17 protein-coding genes are annotated in these 18574 nt (G+C 35.3%); 6 read left to right on the top strand and 11 right to left on the bottom strand.

The window, feature by feature from the left end:
- Positions 1-25: 25 nt before the first annotated feature.
- From AC0L7T_RS10105 to AC0L7T_RS10070, 8 genes are all read right to left on the bottom strand, one after another.
- On the bottom strand, positions 26-1447 hold the full coding sequence (locus AC0L7T_RS10105; RefSeq protein ID WP_473342449.1) for a M56 family metallopeptidase: 1422 nt from the start codon (positions 1445-1447) through the stop codon (positions 26-28).
- A complete protein-coding gene (locus tag AC0L7T_RS10100) occupies positions 1440-1814 on the bottom strand; it encodes a BlaI/MecI/CopY family transcriptional regulator (RefSeq protein ID WP_473342447.1) in 375 nt (124 codons plus the stop codon). Before AC0L7T_RS10100 ends, AC0L7T_RS10105 begins: the two co-directional genes overlap by 8 nt.
- A 271-nt stretch (positions 1815-2085) precedes the next feature.
- Complete coding sequence (locus tag AC0L7T_RS10095; RefSeq protein WP_473342446.1) at positions 2086-3882, bottom strand: right-handed parallel beta-helix repeat-containing protein; 1797 nt, start codon at positions 3880-3882, stop codon at positions 2086-2088.
- Positions 3883-4291: 409 nt separating this feature from the next.
- The gene (locus AC0L7T_RS10090) at positions 4292-4768 is read right to left on the bottom strand and encodes a hypothetical protein (RefSeq protein WP_473342445.1); all 477 of its coding nucleotides are present in this window, start codon (positions 4766-4768) and stop codon (positions 4292-4294) included.
- Between the two features lie 150 nt (positions 4769-4918).
- Complete coding sequence (locus AC0L7T_RS10085; RefSeq protein ID WP_473342444.1) at positions 4919-5338, bottom strand: hypothetical protein; 420 nt, start codon at positions 5336-5338, stop codon at positions 4919-4921.
- Positions 5339-5800: 462 nt separating this feature from the next.
- Positions 5801-6211: a DUF1761 domain-containing protein gene (locus AC0L7T_RS10080; RefSeq protein WP_473342443.1), complete on the bottom strand. Its 411-nt coding sequence runs from the start codon at positions 6209-6211 to the stop codon at positions 5801-5803.
- 62 nt (positions 6212-6273) lie between these two features.
- Entirely contained in the window at positions 6274-7101 is an 828-nt protein-coding gene (locus AC0L7T_RS10075; RefSeq protein ID WP_473342442.1) for a DUF6597 domain-containing transcriptional factor, read from the bottom strand.
- A 294-nt stretch (positions 7102-7395) separates the two neighbouring features.
- Complete coding sequence (locus AC0L7T_RS10070; protein ID WP_473342441.1) at positions 7396-8901, bottom strand: hypothetical protein; 1506 nt, start codon at positions 8899-8901, stop codon at positions 7396-7398.
- A 185-nt stretch (positions 8902-9086) separates the two neighbouring features.
- Between AC0L7T_RS10070 and rbsK the strand changes: the two genes are divergently transcribed.
- From rbsK to AC0L7T_RS10050, 4 genes are all read left to right on the top strand, one after another.
- Complete coding sequence (gene rbsK / locus AC0L7T_RS10065) at positions 9087-10004, top strand: ribokinase (RefSeq protein WP_473342440.1); 918 nt, start codon at positions 9087-9089, stop codon at positions 10002-10004.
- A 146-nt stretch (positions 10005-10150) separates the two neighbouring features.
- Positions 10151-10555: a RagB/SusD family nutrient uptake outer membrane protein gene (locus AC0L7T_RS10060; RefSeq protein WP_473342439.1), complete on the top strand. Its 405-nt coding sequence runs from the start codon at positions 10151-10153 to the stop codon at positions 10553-10555.
- 186 nt (positions 10556-10741) lie between these two features.
- Positions 10742-11833 carry a nucleoside hydrolase gene (locus AC0L7T_RS10055; RefSeq protein WP_473342438.1) on the top strand — a complete coding sequence of 364 codons (1092 nt, stop codon included), beginning with the start codon at positions 10742-10744 and terminating at the stop codon, positions 11831-11833.
- 59 nt (positions 11834-11892) lie between these two features.
- The gene (locus AC0L7T_RS10050) at positions 11893-12960 is read left to right on the top strand and encodes a nucleoside hydrolase (protein ID WP_473342437.1); all 1068 of its coding nucleotides are present in this window, start codon (positions 11893-11895) and stop codon (positions 12958-12960) included.
- Positions 12961-13057: 97 nt separating this feature from the next.
- On the opposite strand, the gene AC0L7T_RS10045 is transcribed toward AC0L7T_RS10050, so the two are convergent.
- The 3 genes from AC0L7T_RS10045 to AC0L7T_RS10035 form a co-directional block, all read right to left on the bottom strand.
- Positions 13058-13339 (bottom strand): hypothetical protein, encoded by a 282-nt coding sequence (locus tag AC0L7T_RS10045; protein WP_473342436.1) that lies wholly within the window; start codon positions 13337-13339, stop codon positions 13058-13060.
- Positions 13340-13399: 60 nt separating this feature from the next.
- Complete coding sequence (locus AC0L7T_RS10040; protein ID WP_473342435.1) at positions 13400-14968, bottom strand: hypothetical protein; 1569 nt, start codon at positions 14966-14968, stop codon at positions 13400-13402.
- Positions 14969-15030: 62 nt separating this feature from the next.
- Positions 15031-16605, bottom strand: a complete 1575-nt coding sequence (locus AC0L7T_RS10035; RefSeq protein WP_473342434.1) for a hypothetical protein — start codon at positions 16603-16605, stop codon at positions 15031-15033.
- Positions 16606-17754: 1149 nt separating this feature from the next.
- On the opposite strand from AC0L7T_RS10035, the gene AC0L7T_RS10030 reads away from it, so the two are divergent.
- Together AC0L7T_RS10030 and AC0L7T_RS10025 are read left to right on the top strand one after the other, a co-directional pair.
- Positions 17755-18150 (top strand): hypothetical protein, encoded by a 396-nt coding sequence (locus tag AC0L7T_RS10030; protein WP_473342433.1) that lies wholly within the window; start codon positions 17755-17757, stop codon positions 18148-18150.
- On the top strand, positions 18137-18442 hold the full coding sequence (locus tag AC0L7T_RS10025; protein WP_473342432.1) for an XRE family transcriptional regulator: 306 nt from the start codon (positions 18137-18139) through the stop codon (positions 18440-18442). Before AC0L7T_RS10030 ends, AC0L7T_RS10025 begins: the two co-directional genes overlap by 14 nt.
- Positions 18443-18574 lie beyond the last annotated feature (132 nt).

The raw sequence follows: 18574 nt of genomic DNA, 5'->3' as shown, positions 1-18574 counted from the left end.
TGATGGGAGTGGCTGTTGGTTGTCCTTAAAGCTCCACCACTTTAAATTCAATATCAACCGTTCCAGCACTTGGATGAGGAATAATATTAGGAATAAGCTTTTCTGAATCAAATAGACCTGACGCTAAGATTTTCTTTTGAGAGGATACCAGCTTACTTCTGCTGAACAATTCTCCCTTAACCGTATCTACCATTTTCAAGATTTCCTCAGTTGGCACCTTATTGTTTCCAGTAACAAATACTTTGTCGATCACTGAAACCTCTCCTTCAAAAATTTTAAATGTTAGGTCAACGCTACTTTCTACCATCTCTTTTTCCATTTCTAAAGTGAAATATAGATACCCCTGGTCCATAAATAAAGAACCTAGATCACGTCCTTCTGGTTGATAAGAAAGGCTTTCATTAATCCCTTCTTCATTAAACTGATCTCCTATTTTGAGCCCTAAATATTCAGAAAGATATTCATCGGAGTAAAGGGTATTCCCTTCCCATGATATACTTCCAATTACAGGAGGTGTTGCAGAGGTAGCAAGAATGTCCGGAGAACTAGGGTTCTTTTGGACGAAGGAAAATACTGCCAACAGCAGGATTAAACATGGCGCAACCAGCATGTACCGTAGCGCAATACGCTTACTATAATTTGATTCGTTTAGCATAATGATTCGTTTTTTAAAAGTGTTCATTGAAAATTGATGCGTTAATAAACTATTCCCTTTGTTAGAGGCAAGTTTTAATAGAAGCTTAGAATAGCTTTCAATATTTCCTTTAAATGCTGAGGCTTTTGCATCGGCATAATATTCATGGACGTTGTTAAGTTCCTTTTTCATAAGCCTTAAAACTGGGTTAAACCAACATATTAAGATGGACACTTCCATTAGGAGGTTATCAAGGGTATGTCGCTGATTTATATGTGTTTTTTCGTGTTCAATTACCTGAGAAAATTCCTCATCTGAAATGGCTAAATGGCTCGTGTTAATAAATATGTAATTCAAAAATGAAAAAAATGAAGGTCCACTGTTAATGTAAATGATTTTAATGCCATCCTTTTCGATGGATTCGTTGTTTAGGGTAAGTTTTAAAACCGCTATAATTCCGCTGAAGAGTTTCCAAAAGCGAATTGAAAATCCAATTAGATAAACCAAACCTATAATGGTTGCCAACCAGTTGACATTAAAAGCAATAGAATGCGTTGACAGTGTCTTATCTGGGACAAAGGCCAATTCTATATGCTGAAATCCCTGAAGAACGGACTGAGATGAATCACTTACCGGTACATTCCAAAAAGGAATACTTAATAGTGGAATAATAAAACTTAAAATGGTGACTGTTAACAGCAATACCCTATTGGCCTGAAAAAAAGAAAGATTTCGAAAGACAGTCCAATAGAGAAGACCAAATAGGACCTGACAAACAGAAACTTCAACCAAATAAACAAGCCAGCTATTCATTTCCTTTCTTTTTATAATGTTCAATTAGCGAAGAAATCTCTGAAATCTCCTTTTCTGTTAGTTCGTTTTCCTTGGCCATAAATGAAACCACATTATCAAAAGAACCTTCAAAAAAATGAGACACCATATTTTTCAATAGTCCTTTTTTGTATTTAACTTTTGAAATGCATGGTCTGTATTCATGGGTTTTTCCAAAGGCCTTGTGATTTACGTATCCTTTGGTTTCCAAAATTCTAATTATTGAAGACACCGTAGTATAGGGGGGCTTTGGGTCTGGAAATTTATCAAGCACATCGTTTACAAAACCGCTTTCTATCTCCCAAAGAATCTCCAATACTGCCAATTCTCTTTGCGTTAATTCTTTCATAGCATAAATATATAACGCATACATGAGTTATCCAACTCATGTATGCGTTTCATAACGTTAATATGCGTTAAATTATTTCTCAAATAGAATAAATGCCATGGATTGACTATTGTAGCCTAAAAACGGTATGGTTGGTTAACTAGAAAAGCTCTGGCTCCAGAATACAAAAAGCCACAATAAACATCACCATAGAAGGTTAAGCCATAAGCTTCGTTAAAGCCTCTCCCTTTGTACCATAAAACTTAATTCACTGAATCAACCTATGTTAGCGCTATTGAATCTGCACATGGAGCTCCTGATTTATATCCGTATTAATGGTAATGTTTGAATTCTGATTGTCCTGGTAAAGGATTTCTTTCGGAACCTGAAATCCCCGGTCAAAAATATACACAGGGTATTTACCTTCAATCGCTTCTGCAGGAATGGCGGCAACTTCCATTTTCCCCTCTTTTTTAGTAAAGTATCCAACAGCAATCTCCTTCCATTTCACCTCAGACCTTCCACACCTGTTGATCTCCGTACCCTTGTCGTCAAAAAATAAGATGCTGTAATAATCCTTTTCATTGATTCGGGAAATTGGTTGATCCCAGATGGCAACAAACTCTTCCCCGGGCAAATCCAAACTGAACTCTCCAGTAGCAGTGGCCATAGGAACGCCTAGCCTGTAGTCTTCCAATAGGTTTTCAACTTTAGCCTTTACCGGGTTAAGCTTAAAATTTTCATCTTGGTTTTGCAAGAAACTCGGACCCTCCTTTTGCGAAAACACAGTGATCAATTTCTCGTCCTTTTTGATACTTCCATTCAGGTCATCCTGAAACCTGAACCAATCCGAATACTGGGCATAATCCTCGGTAACAAACCAGAGTTTCACTTCATCATCCTTTTGGTAATTGATCGTTGTATTTTTTAGCTTAAAGAATACACACTGCAAAACAATTTCTTCTTCTACTTTGATGAAGGCATTGCCTCTGATGGTGTTTCCTTCGGTGTTGATTTTTATTCCGATGGTTGAATTCTCAATGGTATTGTCCGCTATAAGGTTATAAAAAGCATAGTCACGTCCTTCATCAGTAATGTCATTTCTTGTGTCCCTCCCCATACGTGAGCCTATATGAATCGCTACAGAATAACCATCAAAATGGTTGCCACGGATAATGTTATTGTGCGGCATCTGTTCCCGCAAATTATTGCTTTCCCCCATGTTTCTGAACATGGAAATCCCAATTCTCCTTTGGTCCGTTTTTATTTGGGATTTAGAGAATTCATTGTTACTAATTTCACTGTCAAAAAAAGTATCCCCGATAAAATCCCCATAGGAATGTTGATTCTGGCTTAGTGTATTGTCCCGAAACACATTCCCGATAAATTGATTGCGCCGACTGCGACTTCCCGAATAAATGGCCCCATAACCATTTTCATAGAGCTCACAATTATTCAAAAGGGTATTGTACCCATTGGTATAGAACCCTATCTTGTTTCGAGTAAAAACACAATTTTCAACAATTAACCGGTGTTGTTCCTGATCGCCTGTGCCATTGATTTTAATGCCTCGTTTCCAGCCCATAAACGTGAAATTCTTTATTTGTGTGGCTTGGATTCCTTCTACTTGGGGAAGGTTATAAAATATCCCACGAAGTTCATTACCTTCTCTCCACGGCTCTTTTCTTAAGGCATACAATTCATCAAGAGGGAGGCTTTGGTTTGTGGTTCTTACATCCATAATCAATCCATTGCCATCCATCACAATGCCTTGTTTTGCGATGGTAAACAGGGATTTATTGGTAAACTGCTCACTAATCTTCACTAGCCAGGGTTCCTTCCTTGGTTTGAATTTAACAGTGGTATCCACATCAAACTGCCGGATCAATTCTCCCTTATAATTGTACCAGGCAGCCCAACGTTCAGTATTCCAAGGGTCAAAATCTCCCTTGCCATCCTGTAGGACATCTTTTATATAAAAAACACTCTGGCTTGGTTCAGATGCTATCTTGGGGGCCTCATTTTGAGCACCACTGAAATTATAGCTAAAAATCAAGGCTATGTTCAACAGAAAATAGATTTTTCTCATAGGATTATTGGGCAAAATATTAATCGACAATGAAATCCCTAAACCAGGGTGAAATTCATCTCAAATTACGTGATTTTATGTTCATTCCGAAAGTAATTGTGGCTAGCAAGTAATAGTATATTTTATGGCCAATTATCGTGTAAAGGATGCGTTTCTACCTCGAAAGGCAGAAGCTTGAAAATTCAGGACGAAGGTTTCAATAAAAGTTTCCATTTAAATCTTCGATCAATTTCCTAATCCGTATACCCACTTACAAGAAAAATCAACACATTAAAATATCATGCTATTGATAGTTCCATCCACCATAAACTCAAGTTTTTTTACCTTCACCAGTGTTTTTCACCTCAAGTAAAAATTTCACTACAGTTAATAGGGCTCATCGAGTAGGATATTAGAGTTATAAGAATGTTTAATTGCCGGCAGAACTTCTCCACATTTGCCAATGGCCAGTAGTATCACTAATTATTTTTTCACCATTTGAATACTCAGTTATAGATCTGGTCACCCATTGTCCTGAATACATCTCTTTAGAATGATCGTATATACCAGCGTAATAGACAAACTGAGGACCTATAAATAGGGTTCGAACTCCCTGTTCATCCAGTTGATAAAAGTTGCTATAACTCTTTGTAAACTTGATATTACTTCGATTAACAATGCCATTAATTCCAGCAATTTCTGGTACTCCTCCTTCTCCTTCTTGAACTGTTCCTATAAAGTTTGGTAAGTTCTTTTCGATAGTTATATCCGCTGTAAATTGGACCTTTATTTCCCTAATTTTTTCTGGATAAGAGTCACTATATTTATAGAACCCATGCCAACGACCTTCAATTATTATCGGCTTTGATTTAAAATAAGAGAATATTTTCTTTATGCTATTCTTCATATCATGACCTCCTAGGGTTAGTTATAATTCGCATGACTGAAAAATAAAAATCTATCAATCTGCTAGTAACCATAAGTAAAATAAATATAAAAAGTGGTGGACTTTAAACTCAAAACATCCTGACCAATCCCCTCATTCATAGTATTTTTACTAAGAGTCTTCGTTACGCTTGATTTTCAAAAAATTTGGATAATTATCTGAATATTTATCAGAAATCACATAGCACTCATAGTTATAGAGATTAACTGCAGTAATTTTAATCCGTAGGACTTCAGATTCGTCCGTTACTGATTTCAGGATGTATTCACAATTACTTTTCCAAGAAACAAAAAACACTTTTTTTTCACCGGTTGCTTTTTTCGTTTGAATTTGTTTGTTTATTGTCCTTTCAATATATAGATTCTGAGTTTCAAAATTCCCTAATAGGACGGGAGAACAATCCAGACCGACAGGTATTTGAATGTCATTGTATTTTTGCAATGGTCTTAAATTATGTTTCTTAACAATATAATTAAAATAAAAAATCCCACTAACTATCAATATAACAGCTACTAAGAGTATATTTTTCATGTAGTTAATATTATTTATAAAGTTTACTAAAAAGTGATTCTACAAGTTAATTTTCATTTCAAATATATCATTTTGATACGAAATGAGCTTAAAATTTGTAGTTGTATTTCCGGTTAGGATAAATCCCTATATTCTACCCTTCCACTAGGTGCCGTTCTCACCGGCTCAATGTTACCATTAAAAAGTTGATGAGAATTAACAGAAATGTTTGATTTATTTAACATCAATTCGATTTTAGAATAGAAGGAGTTCTATCCTATTCCTTTCCAAAGCTAATGAAAAAGTATTACAATATGATATTGGGGAAATTGGCGAAAAAACCTCCAGCCTACTCCATAAAACAGATTGAAAATTAATACAATTCGACTATGGAAGTACCATCAAATAGGCAACGTTAACCTGTTTAAAATCAAAAAAAACAATAAAACCGGTTTCGGCAAATAGAATTAATAAAGCCAAAATTCACCAAGCTCCCAGGATCCCTCCCATTAAGGTAAGGGCCACGATGCAATAACCTGCATTAATTAAAAATGCTTGGAAGGATCGCTTTTCAAATAAATACAAAATTCCCAAAAAGGTAGCAACCCAACCAAAACCCGCTAAGAATCCTGCAATCAGGCCATAAGAAATGTCTGCATTTGCACCTATAAAAAGCTCCAGATTCAGCGCGGCAATAAATGCCAATAGCAATGATAAAGAGAAAACTTTAGGCATATTCCTAGTATTCAAATCCGTCTGTGTAAAACCAAAAGCCTGCATCCAAGCCCTACCAAATAGTGGCCCATACCAAATCCCTCCTATTAAAAATGAGGATATTGAGGCGACCATAACCGATAGCCAATTGATGTTTTCCAAAGCTGATACCATATCCATAATGTATTGTGTTTTGTTCTTTACAATACTAATGGAATTTGAAATCCTGAAATAGTAAAAAATTAACCTTTCTTATCGAGTGGAAAAAAATTGGTAGAACCATGAAATCCTTGTTGGATAAACTTCTGCGGATTGATTCCTGAAAAATGCTTGAACTCCTTGATGAAATGCGATTGGTCGGTATATTCAAATTGGTAGGCTATCTGAGCCCATTCAATTTTTTTAGATTGATAGATTTGCTGCAGAATTTCATTAAAGCGAAGCATCCTTTGGTAATATTTAGGGGTCAAACCAACGTACTTTTTGAATTGGTCTATCAGGTGTTTTTGGGATTTTGAATAGCTTTCAAAAATTTCTACAGAATTGGCTACAGGTTCATTTTGTAATTTTTCCAAAACGTTTAATAAGTCTCCTGGAGGGGTTTTTTCCTGCCGAAACCTGTTAAGCAACCATTTTTCTGCACTTTTAAACTTTTCTTCAGACATTTTTTTGTTCAAGAGCTCCTCTCTTAAAGCAAGTATTTCATCGCCAAGCAATTCCTCACCGGAAATAACGCTGTCATTCAATTCCTGAATGGGGAAGTGAAAAAAAGGATAGGCACCAAAAGGTTTAAATTGAATCACAAACAATTCTGAATGTTGGTGCGCTGAAATTGAAATATAATTTTTTTGCATTCCTGAAACCCAAACTTCCTTAAATGAGGCTTTTGCCTTTAAGGTTTCATTGTCAAAGGTATTTCTTAGATAGCCATCTAACTCAAAAATGATAAATACATTCCCGGTGGGAACCACACGTTCTATGGAATGGTCAGGCATAAAATCCGTCAAATGAAATATGACCTCAATGTACTGGCTTAATATGCCTTTTAATAAATGTCTTTCAATTGCCATTCATGGTATTTTCAAGTGGCGAATAGTATCACCTCAGATAAATTATACCTTTAATTTAAAAAAATAAAACAAAGGCCCAGTTCAATTTCTTCAAAACTAGCCCATTTTTTGAAGTAGAACTGCGAAATCCCCACTCATAAGACAAGGTAATCCTATCATTCACTTCCATTAAAACATCTCCAATCATTAAATGAAATTGCAGTAATTTAATTGTAAGCATTAAATACGCTTTCTTAATCTTTTGGTATAGTGCATAAATCTTGAAGCTATCCGATTTTTTTATTAAATCCTAAATCATCCTTGTACCAACTTTTTTTTGATCCAGGAACCGAAATCATAAAATTTAAGAAGCTGCTTTTCATAACTGTCTTGGTAAATGCCATTCAATTCATTTTCAATCTTGCTCCAAAATTTTATATTACTGGATTTGTTTTTTCTTTTAGGATCATGCTTTATAAGTTTGAACACAAGTCCTTCTATCTTTAGGGTCTTTCCGAGATTGGAAAAAGCCCTTTTGTAGGATCGCATTTCATAATCAAGAAACCTAAGGTTGTCCAATTCATAATGAATTAAAAGGTGGGTGAGCCATGCTACTTTAAATGCGGCAGACGTTTCCTTTGCCTTTCCAAATGCTGTAATTTTCCCCATTTGTTTGTGGGCTTTATTTAAGTCCCCATTAGAAAAATAGGTAAGTCCAATGTAAAACATCAATTCAGTTCTTTTCTCATAACCAACCAAAGATTCATTATTTAGCAATACTGCCGGAATATTTAAGCAAAATTGGAGTGCCTGAGCAATCGAAGCAGTATTAAGTAGCAGGTGTATTTTATAAATATGGATGGTTTGAGAAGCAATGGTTTGAAAGTAATGAGGGTGTTTTTTCACCAATAAATTTTCTATTTTTTGGATATAGAATTCAATTTCGTCGTAGAAACCTATCGTTCTCAAATTATCCAATATACCTTCTAAGGTGAAGAGGTATTCATAAGGTGGAAAGCTCCACAAGGTTTTGTTGTCTTCAAAGAGCTTATTCAGTTCCCGAAAGGATTTGAGTGAAGATCTAAACTGTCCAGTTTGGATCAAAAAAAACGATTGAAACAACAAATGGATTTTTTGGGACTCAAAATTCTCCTGGTTCCCTCTTGTAATAAGGCTAAGCTCGCTGATTAGCAGGTCATTTAACTTACCTGTATCTTCCTTGGAAAAAGATCTTCCCGATCTAATTAACCTAAGCCGTAATGTCTCGTATAGGGAGGAATGTTCTTGAAGGAGGTGTAGTTGCCGAAGATAATTTTTGGTTTTCATTTGTAGCTCCACAAGGTCTCTTTCTTTCATTTTTAAAAATCCAAATTCCGAAAGGCAGTTTAACTCAAGCCGGTGACTTTGAAACTGTACGAAGTTGTCTTGAATTTCATGGGCTAACTGTTGGGCTTTCTTTATTTCTTTGTATCCTTCTTTAGAAAGAGATCTTTCAAATAGGATTTTTGATCTCATTAAGCATTGGTATTGTTGATACCATTTATCATTTGCAATTCCTATCTCTACTAAAGCATCTGTGATTATTTTTAAGAGATATTGAGAACTGTTTTCAAAGGATTTTCCAGGATGTTTTTTACTAAATTTCTCCTTGATTTTTTCTGGATCATCATTTAACTGTTGACGACGAATACATTCAAATAAATCCAGATAAACTTTTTGCCCAGATTGCTTTTTGCAATAGAGTTTGAAATACCTTTTTTCTGGACCGGACAATGTTTTCACCAATCTTATCACCTCGTGGGTTTTGTTTATTGACTTCATGATTAATAGAATTCAATTAATAATGTTTATATAAGTAATTGTAAATAAATTAATTACAAAAAATTTCATTCATTATTTCAAAATTATCATTAATAAAAGTACCTAAAAGATGTTAAAATATTTTTACCACATATAATATATTTGGTTAAATCAAATTTTGACAATAGCTTATTTATATGAGTAAAATGAAAATAGTAGTAATAGGTAGCACAAATATGGATATGGTGGTAAAATCTTCACATATCCCAGTACCAGGAGAAACGGTTCTCGGTGGAGCTTTTTTGATGAATCCAGGAGGAAAAGGGGCCAATCAGGCAGTATCTGTTGCCAGGTTAGGGGGAGAAGTCATATTTATCTCGAAAGTTGGTAATGATGTTTTCGGTAAACAATCCACTCAGGCATTTGAGGAAGAGGGAATTGATATTAGTGGGGTCCTGGAAGACAATAGCACCCCTTCTGGAGTGGCATTAATAACAGTAGATGAATCAGGGGAAAACAGTATAGTAGTTGCATCTGGTGCAAATCTGAACTTAACACCTCAGGATGTTGAAAAGTACTTAAAGAAAGTAGCCAATATCGAAATAATCCTGATGCAGCTAGAGATCCCTATGGATACTGTGAAATTTATTGTTCAATATGCTTTTAAGCATGGTATAAAAGTGATTTTAAACCCTGCCCCTTCCAATCCCCTGGTTCCAGAACTTTTCAACATGATTGATATGATTACACCTAATTCCAATGAGGCTGAAATGTTAACTGGAATTGCAGTCCTGGACATAGATTCAGCAAAAAATGCTGCGGAGTATCTTTACAAACAAGGAGTGAAAAATGTAGCTATCACATTAGGTTCAAAAGGAGCTGTTTTATTAAATAAGGATGGCTTTCATATAGTTCCAGCCACAAAGGTAGATGCAATAGATACGACTGCGGCTGGGGATGTATTTAATGGGGCATTGGCAGTAGCCGTTTCTGAAGGGAAAGACCTTCTATCTGCCGTTACTTTTGCTTGTCAAGCCGCATCTATTACAGCCACCAGGATGGGGGCACAATCTTCCATCCCATACAGAAGAGAATTGTTATTGGACAGTCTCCCGAAGATTTAATCACAAATATTACAACAATTGACTAACCCAAAATCTAAAACTATGTTCATCACACAAGTACGACAACAATTTGGTAGGTTCTGGTATATTAATACCTTAATCTTACCATTGCTGCTTTTGGCTCTCGGCAAAAGGCTTTAATAGCATTGGGACGACAGGATGAAGCTTTGCCTATAATTAATTACATTCGTGAGCGTGCCAAAGGCTCAACCGATCGATTGGTTTATGGCAATGGTGAACAAATCGCCAATTATAATATTCAGCCTTATATACCAGGTGTAAACATTAATTGGAATCAGGAAAATGCCCGAAAAGCCCTAAGGTGGGAACGCCGTTTAGAATTTGCGGTGGAAGGCATACGCTTTTTTGATCTGGTAAGATGGGGAATAGCAGCTGAAACGATTAATTTATATTTCGAAGTTGAGAAGACTAGGGTTCCATATATGGAAACTGCTCATTTTACTAAAAATAGAGATGAATACCTACCAATTCCATTACAACAGATCAATTTAATTGAGGGTGTATACAAGCAAAATCCCGGTTGGAATTAACCAATATCAATGAAAGGGAGTCTTCTTACCCAATTCTCCCTTTCATTTTCACGCTCAATAGCCCTATAAAATTTAAGAATTATATGCCGAGGCTATAAAAAATTTATCGTACCCATTCTTATCGATCCAATGACAATTAAGCCTCTCATGGAAAATAATGATACCCTAAATAAAAAAAGACATTTTATGAACAAGAACGCAAAAACCCGATCACCACACCAGTTAAATATTTCATTTTACCCCACTATTATTATAGTGTTTTTTATCCTTGCTATTGGGTGTACAAGCCGAAGTGCTGATAAAGAAGTGATAAAAACCAATGCCCAATCACCTGTCAAGATCATTTTTGAAACTGATATGGGAAATGATATTGATGATGCCCTGGCATTGGATATGTTGTATAAATATGCCGATCAAAATAGGATGGAGATTTTAGCTATTAATGTCAATAAAAACAATAAATACGCTCCCCTTTTTATTGACCTTATGAATAGCTGGTATGGACATCCCGATATACCTGTTGGGACTGTGACCAATGGGGCAGACTCTGGTGATAAGGCTAGAAATTATACCCAAGCGGCCTGGGAACATCAAGTGGATGGAAAGCAAGCCTTTACTGAGTCAGCATCAGAAAACACTGAGTTCCCTGATGCTGTAGCCTTATATCGCGAAATTTTAGCCAAACAGCCTAACAATTCAGTAACCATAGTATCAGTGGGCTTTTCAACAAATTTAGCCAGATTACTCGATTCTCCTTCTGATAATTACTCTGAATTATCCGGTAAAGATCTGGTAAAGGAAAAAGTAAAATTACTCAGCATTATGGCTGGGAATTTTGATGAAAATCGTATGAAAGAATACAATGTAAGGATCGACATTGCATCAGCTCAAAAAGTTTTTGCGGAATGGCCTACTCAAATTGTTGCCAGCCCTTGGGAACTTGGAGAACAAATCAAATATCCCGCCTCCAGTATTGAAAATGATTTTAAATGGGCGACACCTCATCCTTTGGTAGTGGCCTATGAGAATTATTTGGAAATGCCATATGACAGACCTACTTGGGATCTGACATCGGTGATTTATGTTGTGGATGGCGGAAGTGATTTTTTCACCTCAAGTAATAATGGCCAAATTTTAGTGGATGATGAAGGTTATACCCGTTTCGTTGAAACTTCGAATGGAAACCATAAATATCTAAAAGTTTCTTCAGAACAAGCGGAGGCCTTAAAAAGTGAATTCATTGACATCATAACAACCAAACCTAAAAACAGGAATTAAATTGATGCTTTTTTCTATCCATCATACAAAACTATTATTAACCTCAATTTATTTTAATAATGACAAACAAGGAATTAATTACCGAAAATATCCAAACCAACCTTGAACCTACCAAGACAACGGTGACAATTACGCTTGGAAACGTAATTTTAATGGGTGTTGTTTTTTTAATATTCTCACTATTCAATGGAATGTCTTCCGCTTATTCCCAAACATTCCCAAAACTATCTGATGAAACACTACTGTCAAGGTTAAAACCCACTAATAAGAAAATTAGAGTAGTGATTGATACTGATACCTATAATGAAGTGGACGATCAATTTGCTGTAGTCTATGCCTTGCTTTCTCCTGAAAAAATGGATGTGGAGGCTATTTATGCTGCTCCCTATCATAATAGTCGGTCTGAAGGTCCTGCTGATGGCATGGAAAAAAGCTATGAAGAAATCCTTAGATTGATGAATAAAATGGGGATGAAACATGAAGGATTGGTTTACAGTGGTTCTAAGGAATTTTTAAAAAGCACAAAACAGCCTGTTGAAAGTGATGCCGCAAGAGACCTGGTAAAGAGAGCCATGGCTTCAGACGAACCTTTATATGTGCTTACTTTAGGAGCACCGACCAATGTGGCCTCGGCAATATTGATGGAGCCTGAAATCATTAATAAAATTGTAGTGGTTTGGTTGGGAGGAAAAGGACTTGAATGGGATACAGCTCGGGAATTCAACCTTTTACAGGACATGGTTTCTTCCAAGTTGCTATTTGATTCTGGAGTTTCTCTAATTCAAGTTCCTACTGAACCTGTAACTTCCCATCTACTTACGACCATTCCAGAACTTGAAACTTACCTTCAAGGAAAAGGAGCCATCGGGGATTATTTGATTGAAATATTCAAAGACTACCATCATAACCATTATGCCTATTCTAAAATCATTTGGGATATTGCAGTGATAGCTTATGTTATTGATCCATCATGGTTTAAAACAGAAATACGACACTCTCCTATTTTAACCGATCAAATGACATATAGTGTTGACCAATCAAGACATTTTATTCGACATGTCACCTACCTCCATCGAGACAAAATTTTCGGTGACATGTTTAAAAAGATCCAGGAACATCATAAATAAAACATTATGGAGCTTGTTGAATATGACAATTCAATAGGCTCCATTTTGTCCTTATTACAACATGGGGAAGTGAAAAAAAGGATAGGCACCAAAAGGTTTAAATTGGATCACAAACAATTCTGAATGTTGGTGCGCTGAAATTGAAATATAATTTTTTTTGCATGCCTGAAACCCAAACTTCCTTAAATGAGGCTTTTGGCTTTAAGGTTTCATTGTCAAAGGTATTTCTTAGATAGCCATCTAACTCAAAAATGATAAATACATTCCCGGTGGGAACCACACGTTCTATGGAATGGTCAGGCATAAAATCCGTCAAATGAAATATGGCCTCAATGTACTGGCTCAATATGCCTTTTAATAAATGTCTTTCAATTGCCATTTCAGCTTATGGTTAACTATTCTTTTCAATTTAACCAATCCAAAACTCTTCCACGAAGAATCACTTAATTTCTATTTTCACCAAACTTTGATTAAAAGCTTTAAGTGCCACACCCATGTATTGATTGTCACCTATTTTTGAAATGTTAGAGGGGAAAATCATAAAATTAGCCAAATCCCCATTTTTTTTCGAGGATAAAACAACCTCCGTACGTGATTCACCATTACTATTTATTTGGCCAGCCAATAAGTCTCGATTTAGAATGTCATTGTAGACAAAATAAATTACGTCATCTTCAAACATCTCATATACGCTACCACTTATACTTCTTCTATCAATTTGCTTTTTAGTGTATTTTTTTATCCAGTTAATTTTTCCGCTCTCTGAGAGGTTAACGAATTGCATACTATAATAACCATAATACATCACACCTTTGCTTTCAAAGGTATTAGAATATTCAGAACATAAGGTTACGCTATTATTATCAAGGGTATAGATCGAATTTATAGTTAAATATGAGGGTAAATCAAAGCCTTTACCTTTTTCAATCTTATCCAAAACTTTTTTATGCGCTAATTCTCTTCCCCCATAATAAAAATTCAACTTGTCTTCCTCAGAAAATGGGAGGTGTTCTTCAGCCATAACTGCTAGGGTAAAAGGTGCTAAACTTTGTACAAATAAACCATCTATGGTGTCTAATCCTTTATCATTGGAATAAAACCCAACAATCTTTATTATTTCATTCTTATGATGAGCCAAGGAGAGGTCAAAAATATACTTATCTGAATTTTTTAAGTGATGTATAACCGGGGCTGAAATCCCTTTGTGAAAAGAATAGAGTATATGTACGTATTCATCCCAACTTTTTCCCACATAGACCTTATTCAAAATATTTAACCTACCATCATTGGATAATAGAATATCTTCCTTATTTAGTGCAGCCACCTCAAGGCTTCTGAATTTGGTATCAATGCCACTCTCGTTAAACTCAGGAATGGTAGCATTTATTACCCATTCAGAATTTATGCTATTGTCAAATACTTCAACGTATGCATAGGATTCTTTGGAGCGAGTGTTGCCTGAAAATGAATAAATGGCAAATTTCTTCTTGTCTTTAGATTGGATAATGCTATAGTTTGATCTCCTATCCAAACCCTTTTTCATTATTAGGTGGTTGGCAACCAATAATGGTTCTTCAAAGTCTAAAGTTTCATGATTGAGACGTTTTCTAAAAAGCCTGTTTTCACCCTTAAACTCATCAGAATAAAACAACCAAAGGTCTTTTTTATCATCTTGATAAAAAAATTCATAACTTTTTTCCTTCGCTTTACTTAAAATAGTATACGGAATATCCTTTATTTCTCTACTCTTTATAAGAATAGATTCGTGGTCGTATTTATCTAGAAACAGCACCCCTCTTTTACTTAATCCTCCACCAGAAATGCTGTAGCCTTTAGATTTGACCCGCAATAAATAAATTCCCTCATCTGTGGCACCAACTATCCCGATGAATCCTGTTGATAATTTTCGTGAAGCTGAACCCGATAATTCAACATTTACTGTTTTTTCCTGCGCTAGCAAGTCGATTTGAAGAGACAAAAAAACCAATACAAATAAGTATAATTTCATTTTCATTCTAAATAAGATATTTGATAGAAAAGTTGTGATTTAAGACTTAATAAAATTCAGACCTAGTTAATTTCTATTTTCACTAGTCTTTCCTTAAAGAATTTGGCGGCTACTCCTACATAAGCGTTATCTCCTACCCTTGAAATGGTCCCAGGAACCAACCAAAATTTCTTCAATTCACCACCTTTCCTAGATTCCAAAATCGTTTTAGAACTTATTTCCCCGTCACTATTTATCTGACCTACATGAATTTCCCTTTTAAGGGGCTCATTGTAAATAAAATAAATGGTGCCATTTTCATACATTTGGTAAATACCATTCGTATGCAGACTAATGTCTTTTTGTCGTTTGTTGAAATTTTGAATCCAATTGATTTCACCATTTTGTGAGATATTGGTAAACTGAAAATCATTGTTAACATGGTACAATTTACCATCATATCTATATGAGTGATAATACTCTGAAGCCATGGTAATACTATTGTCCTCATTGACAAAAACCGACTTGATATAAGTATTCGAAGGGACATCCAACTCATTCCCCTTTTTTACCTTTCGTTTGTCTTTACCGGATAAGTAAGCCTCGCTTTGGTATAAAAAATCCAACTTATTTTCATCAGAAAAAGGAAGGAATTTTTCATTGTCAACGGCCAAAGTAAAAGGGTTTAAACTCTGAACGAATAGACCATCAATTCGCCTAAGGTTCTTGTCATTGGAGTAATAACCAACCAGTCTAATATCCTTGTTTTTGTCCTGAACCAGTGACATTCTCAACAGGTATTTGTCCGTATTTTTCAAATAATTAATAACGGGATCATCGATTCCCCTATAAAATGAATACATAAAGTGCATGAATTCATTGCCCCCTTTTACTATATCCACCTTACTCAACATGTTAAACACCCCTTCATTGGACAAGCGAATATTTCCATTGCTATTTAAGGATTTTAAAATACCATATAATTTCGTATCCAACCCTCCCTTATTGTATTCAGGTATACTGGTATTCATTTGCCATTCGGAGTTCATCGAGGCATCGAACACCTCAACATATGCTTCAGACCCTTCATTGCTCCTACTGCCCACAAAGGAGAAAATAGCAAATTTGTTATTGTCCTCAGAGGGGACAATACTATAGCTTGACCTTCTGTCCAACTTTTTGTCTACAATTGGCTGTTCGGAAACAAATATTGGCGCTTCAAAAGCCAGGGTATGTTGGTCCAGCTTTTTCCTGAACAAACGGTTTTTATCATTGGATTCATCTGAATAAAACAACCAAATGCCTTTATTGCTGTCTTGGTAAAAAAACTCAAAACTTTTGTCATTGGCCTTATTTAAGACAGTCATCGGAATGTCTTCTATTTTTCTGCTTTTTTCCAGTACATAGTCTTTGTTAAACTTTTCGACAACCAATACCCCTTTGGTACCTACTCCCACTCCATACAATGAAAAACCTTTGGAAATGGCTCGCAATAAAAAGTAACCATCTTCTGCTGTACCGATAACACCAATTGTCCCGGTTAAGAGACCTCTTGAAGTCGGGTCTGTAATTTCCACATTTATTGTCTTCTCTTGCGCAAGCAAGTCAAGATTAAGTGCCAAAAAAATCATGGCTATAAAGTAAAATTTCACTTTCATTTTCTATAGATTTATGCTAAAAATTAATTAAATCGTTACGTTAATTACAACTAAAAAATCCAGCTTCTTTATTCCAAAAAAAATCAGGAGCTACATTCCCTTACATTCTACTCATTCATATCCTCTGCTATTTCTTACCGCTAAGAATTGTACTCATCCTGATGAAAGCCAAACAACCATTCCATAGTAGCTTTCTATGGGAGAATTAGTTACTGGTACAAAATTATGAAAAATATTATTTTTAAACCAACTTTTTTGTATTTTAAATATAAAAAAATGTTTTATGGGAAAATTAATCGTGATTAAAAAAATACACTTCTAGGTATACAAATTATACAAGCGACAGTTCCCTTTTAGTTTAGGCTTATGGGAGAAAAGAAAATTGCCAGAGGATAATTCAGGTAATTTCTTAACCCTTACCTGAACCAGACCTAATTAAATATGACGGTTTGATTTATGCCAGATTTTTCGGTTTTAAATTTCCCGCACTCTGGTCTAAGTTTAGCGAAGCGTAAATAGACCCATAATGCCAAAAGTTTCCCCTACCTGGTCTAAGTTTAGCGAAGCGTACCTTAGACCCATAGTGCAGAAAGTTTTCAACTTTCATCAAAGAAGAACATTTCGTTACCATCAAATAAAACAATAGAACAGCTCCTTAGGTTTATGATTTGGCTAAAGCCACAGAGACGAGTAAATCCACACCATCCCCCCCAGCTAAAGCTGAAGGCTATTGAAAATGAAGAATGGCTTTATTATAATACATCTTTGCCTGGTTCCCTTGTCTCCCCGGCTGCTGAGCGGAGTCGAAGCCATAGGGTAATGCCTACTCCTTCGGCTGGACTTGGGAACCGATAGGCCAATCGATCAACCAAATCACCTCAATAGAAATGGGCTTTAGCCCATTTTTAATGTTATCTCGTCATTATCTGGCTTTAGCCAAAAATTAAAGGGACAATGGGTTTGATTTGTGATTGCCTTGAATTACAAACAAAAAATTACTCTTCGAAGCAGTCTTCCCTGACATAACAGGTCAAATTGATAACTGTTTTTGGACCACCGCCCCACTTTAAGTTATTAAGAGTGATTACTTGTTATAAATAAACTTTTGTCTAAATTTGCAATCTATAAGTTTAGCTATACCTAAACATTTTGAAAAAATATTCGTTAATCCATACAGAAAATATTCCAAATTCAACCAAAATCGACATTTGGGAATTGTGCAAGAACGGTAATAGTCTATTGCAAATGTTTATTGATGAACATCAAAATGATGCCTTAATATTTGATAAAATAGCCGGTGCACTTAGCATTATCGAAATTACATCAAATCTTTTACGATTACCTAAAACTAAATTCAGGTTAATTGAAGGACATTCGATGAAATGTAAAGTGTATGAGGCTAAATCAGGGATTATAAGATTGTACTTATTCCATGAAGAAAATACAGGAAGAGTTATAGTAACTGGTGGAAAAAAGGGCAATCAAAAAGAAGATATTAAATCAGTGCTTCAAACGATTAAAGACTTCAAAAATGAAAGCGAATAAAAGAGAACAAATTTTAAACCAACCCTCCTATTGGATTGAAAATATCAACGCATTATTATACAATGCTATTGTGGATTATATGGAGGAACATAACATGAAGCAAAAGGATTTGGCCGCACATTTAAATTTAAGTAAGGGGCGTGTATCCCAGATTTTAAATGATGGTGATATTAATTTTAGTTTAGAAAAAGTCATTCAAATAGCTCTAAAGGTCGGTATGTATCCTTCATTTAAACTAGAAAAAAAATCCAATGTATCAGTGGAAGATTTTGACGATTCTTTGGTAAAGTAAGTTATTCAAGTGCTTTTTGCTAGTTACCCTATCTGGTTTAAGTTTAGCGAAGCGTAAATAGCCCCATAATGCTGAAAGTTTTCAACTTTCATCAAAGAAGAATAAATTAGCCCTTTTCCACCTCAGTCGATA

The organism is Cyclobacterium sp. 10D3-21, assembly GCF_055809755.1.
Note: the sequence above shows the minus strand (reverse complement) of the source record. Positions and strands in the feature narration are given on the sequence as shown.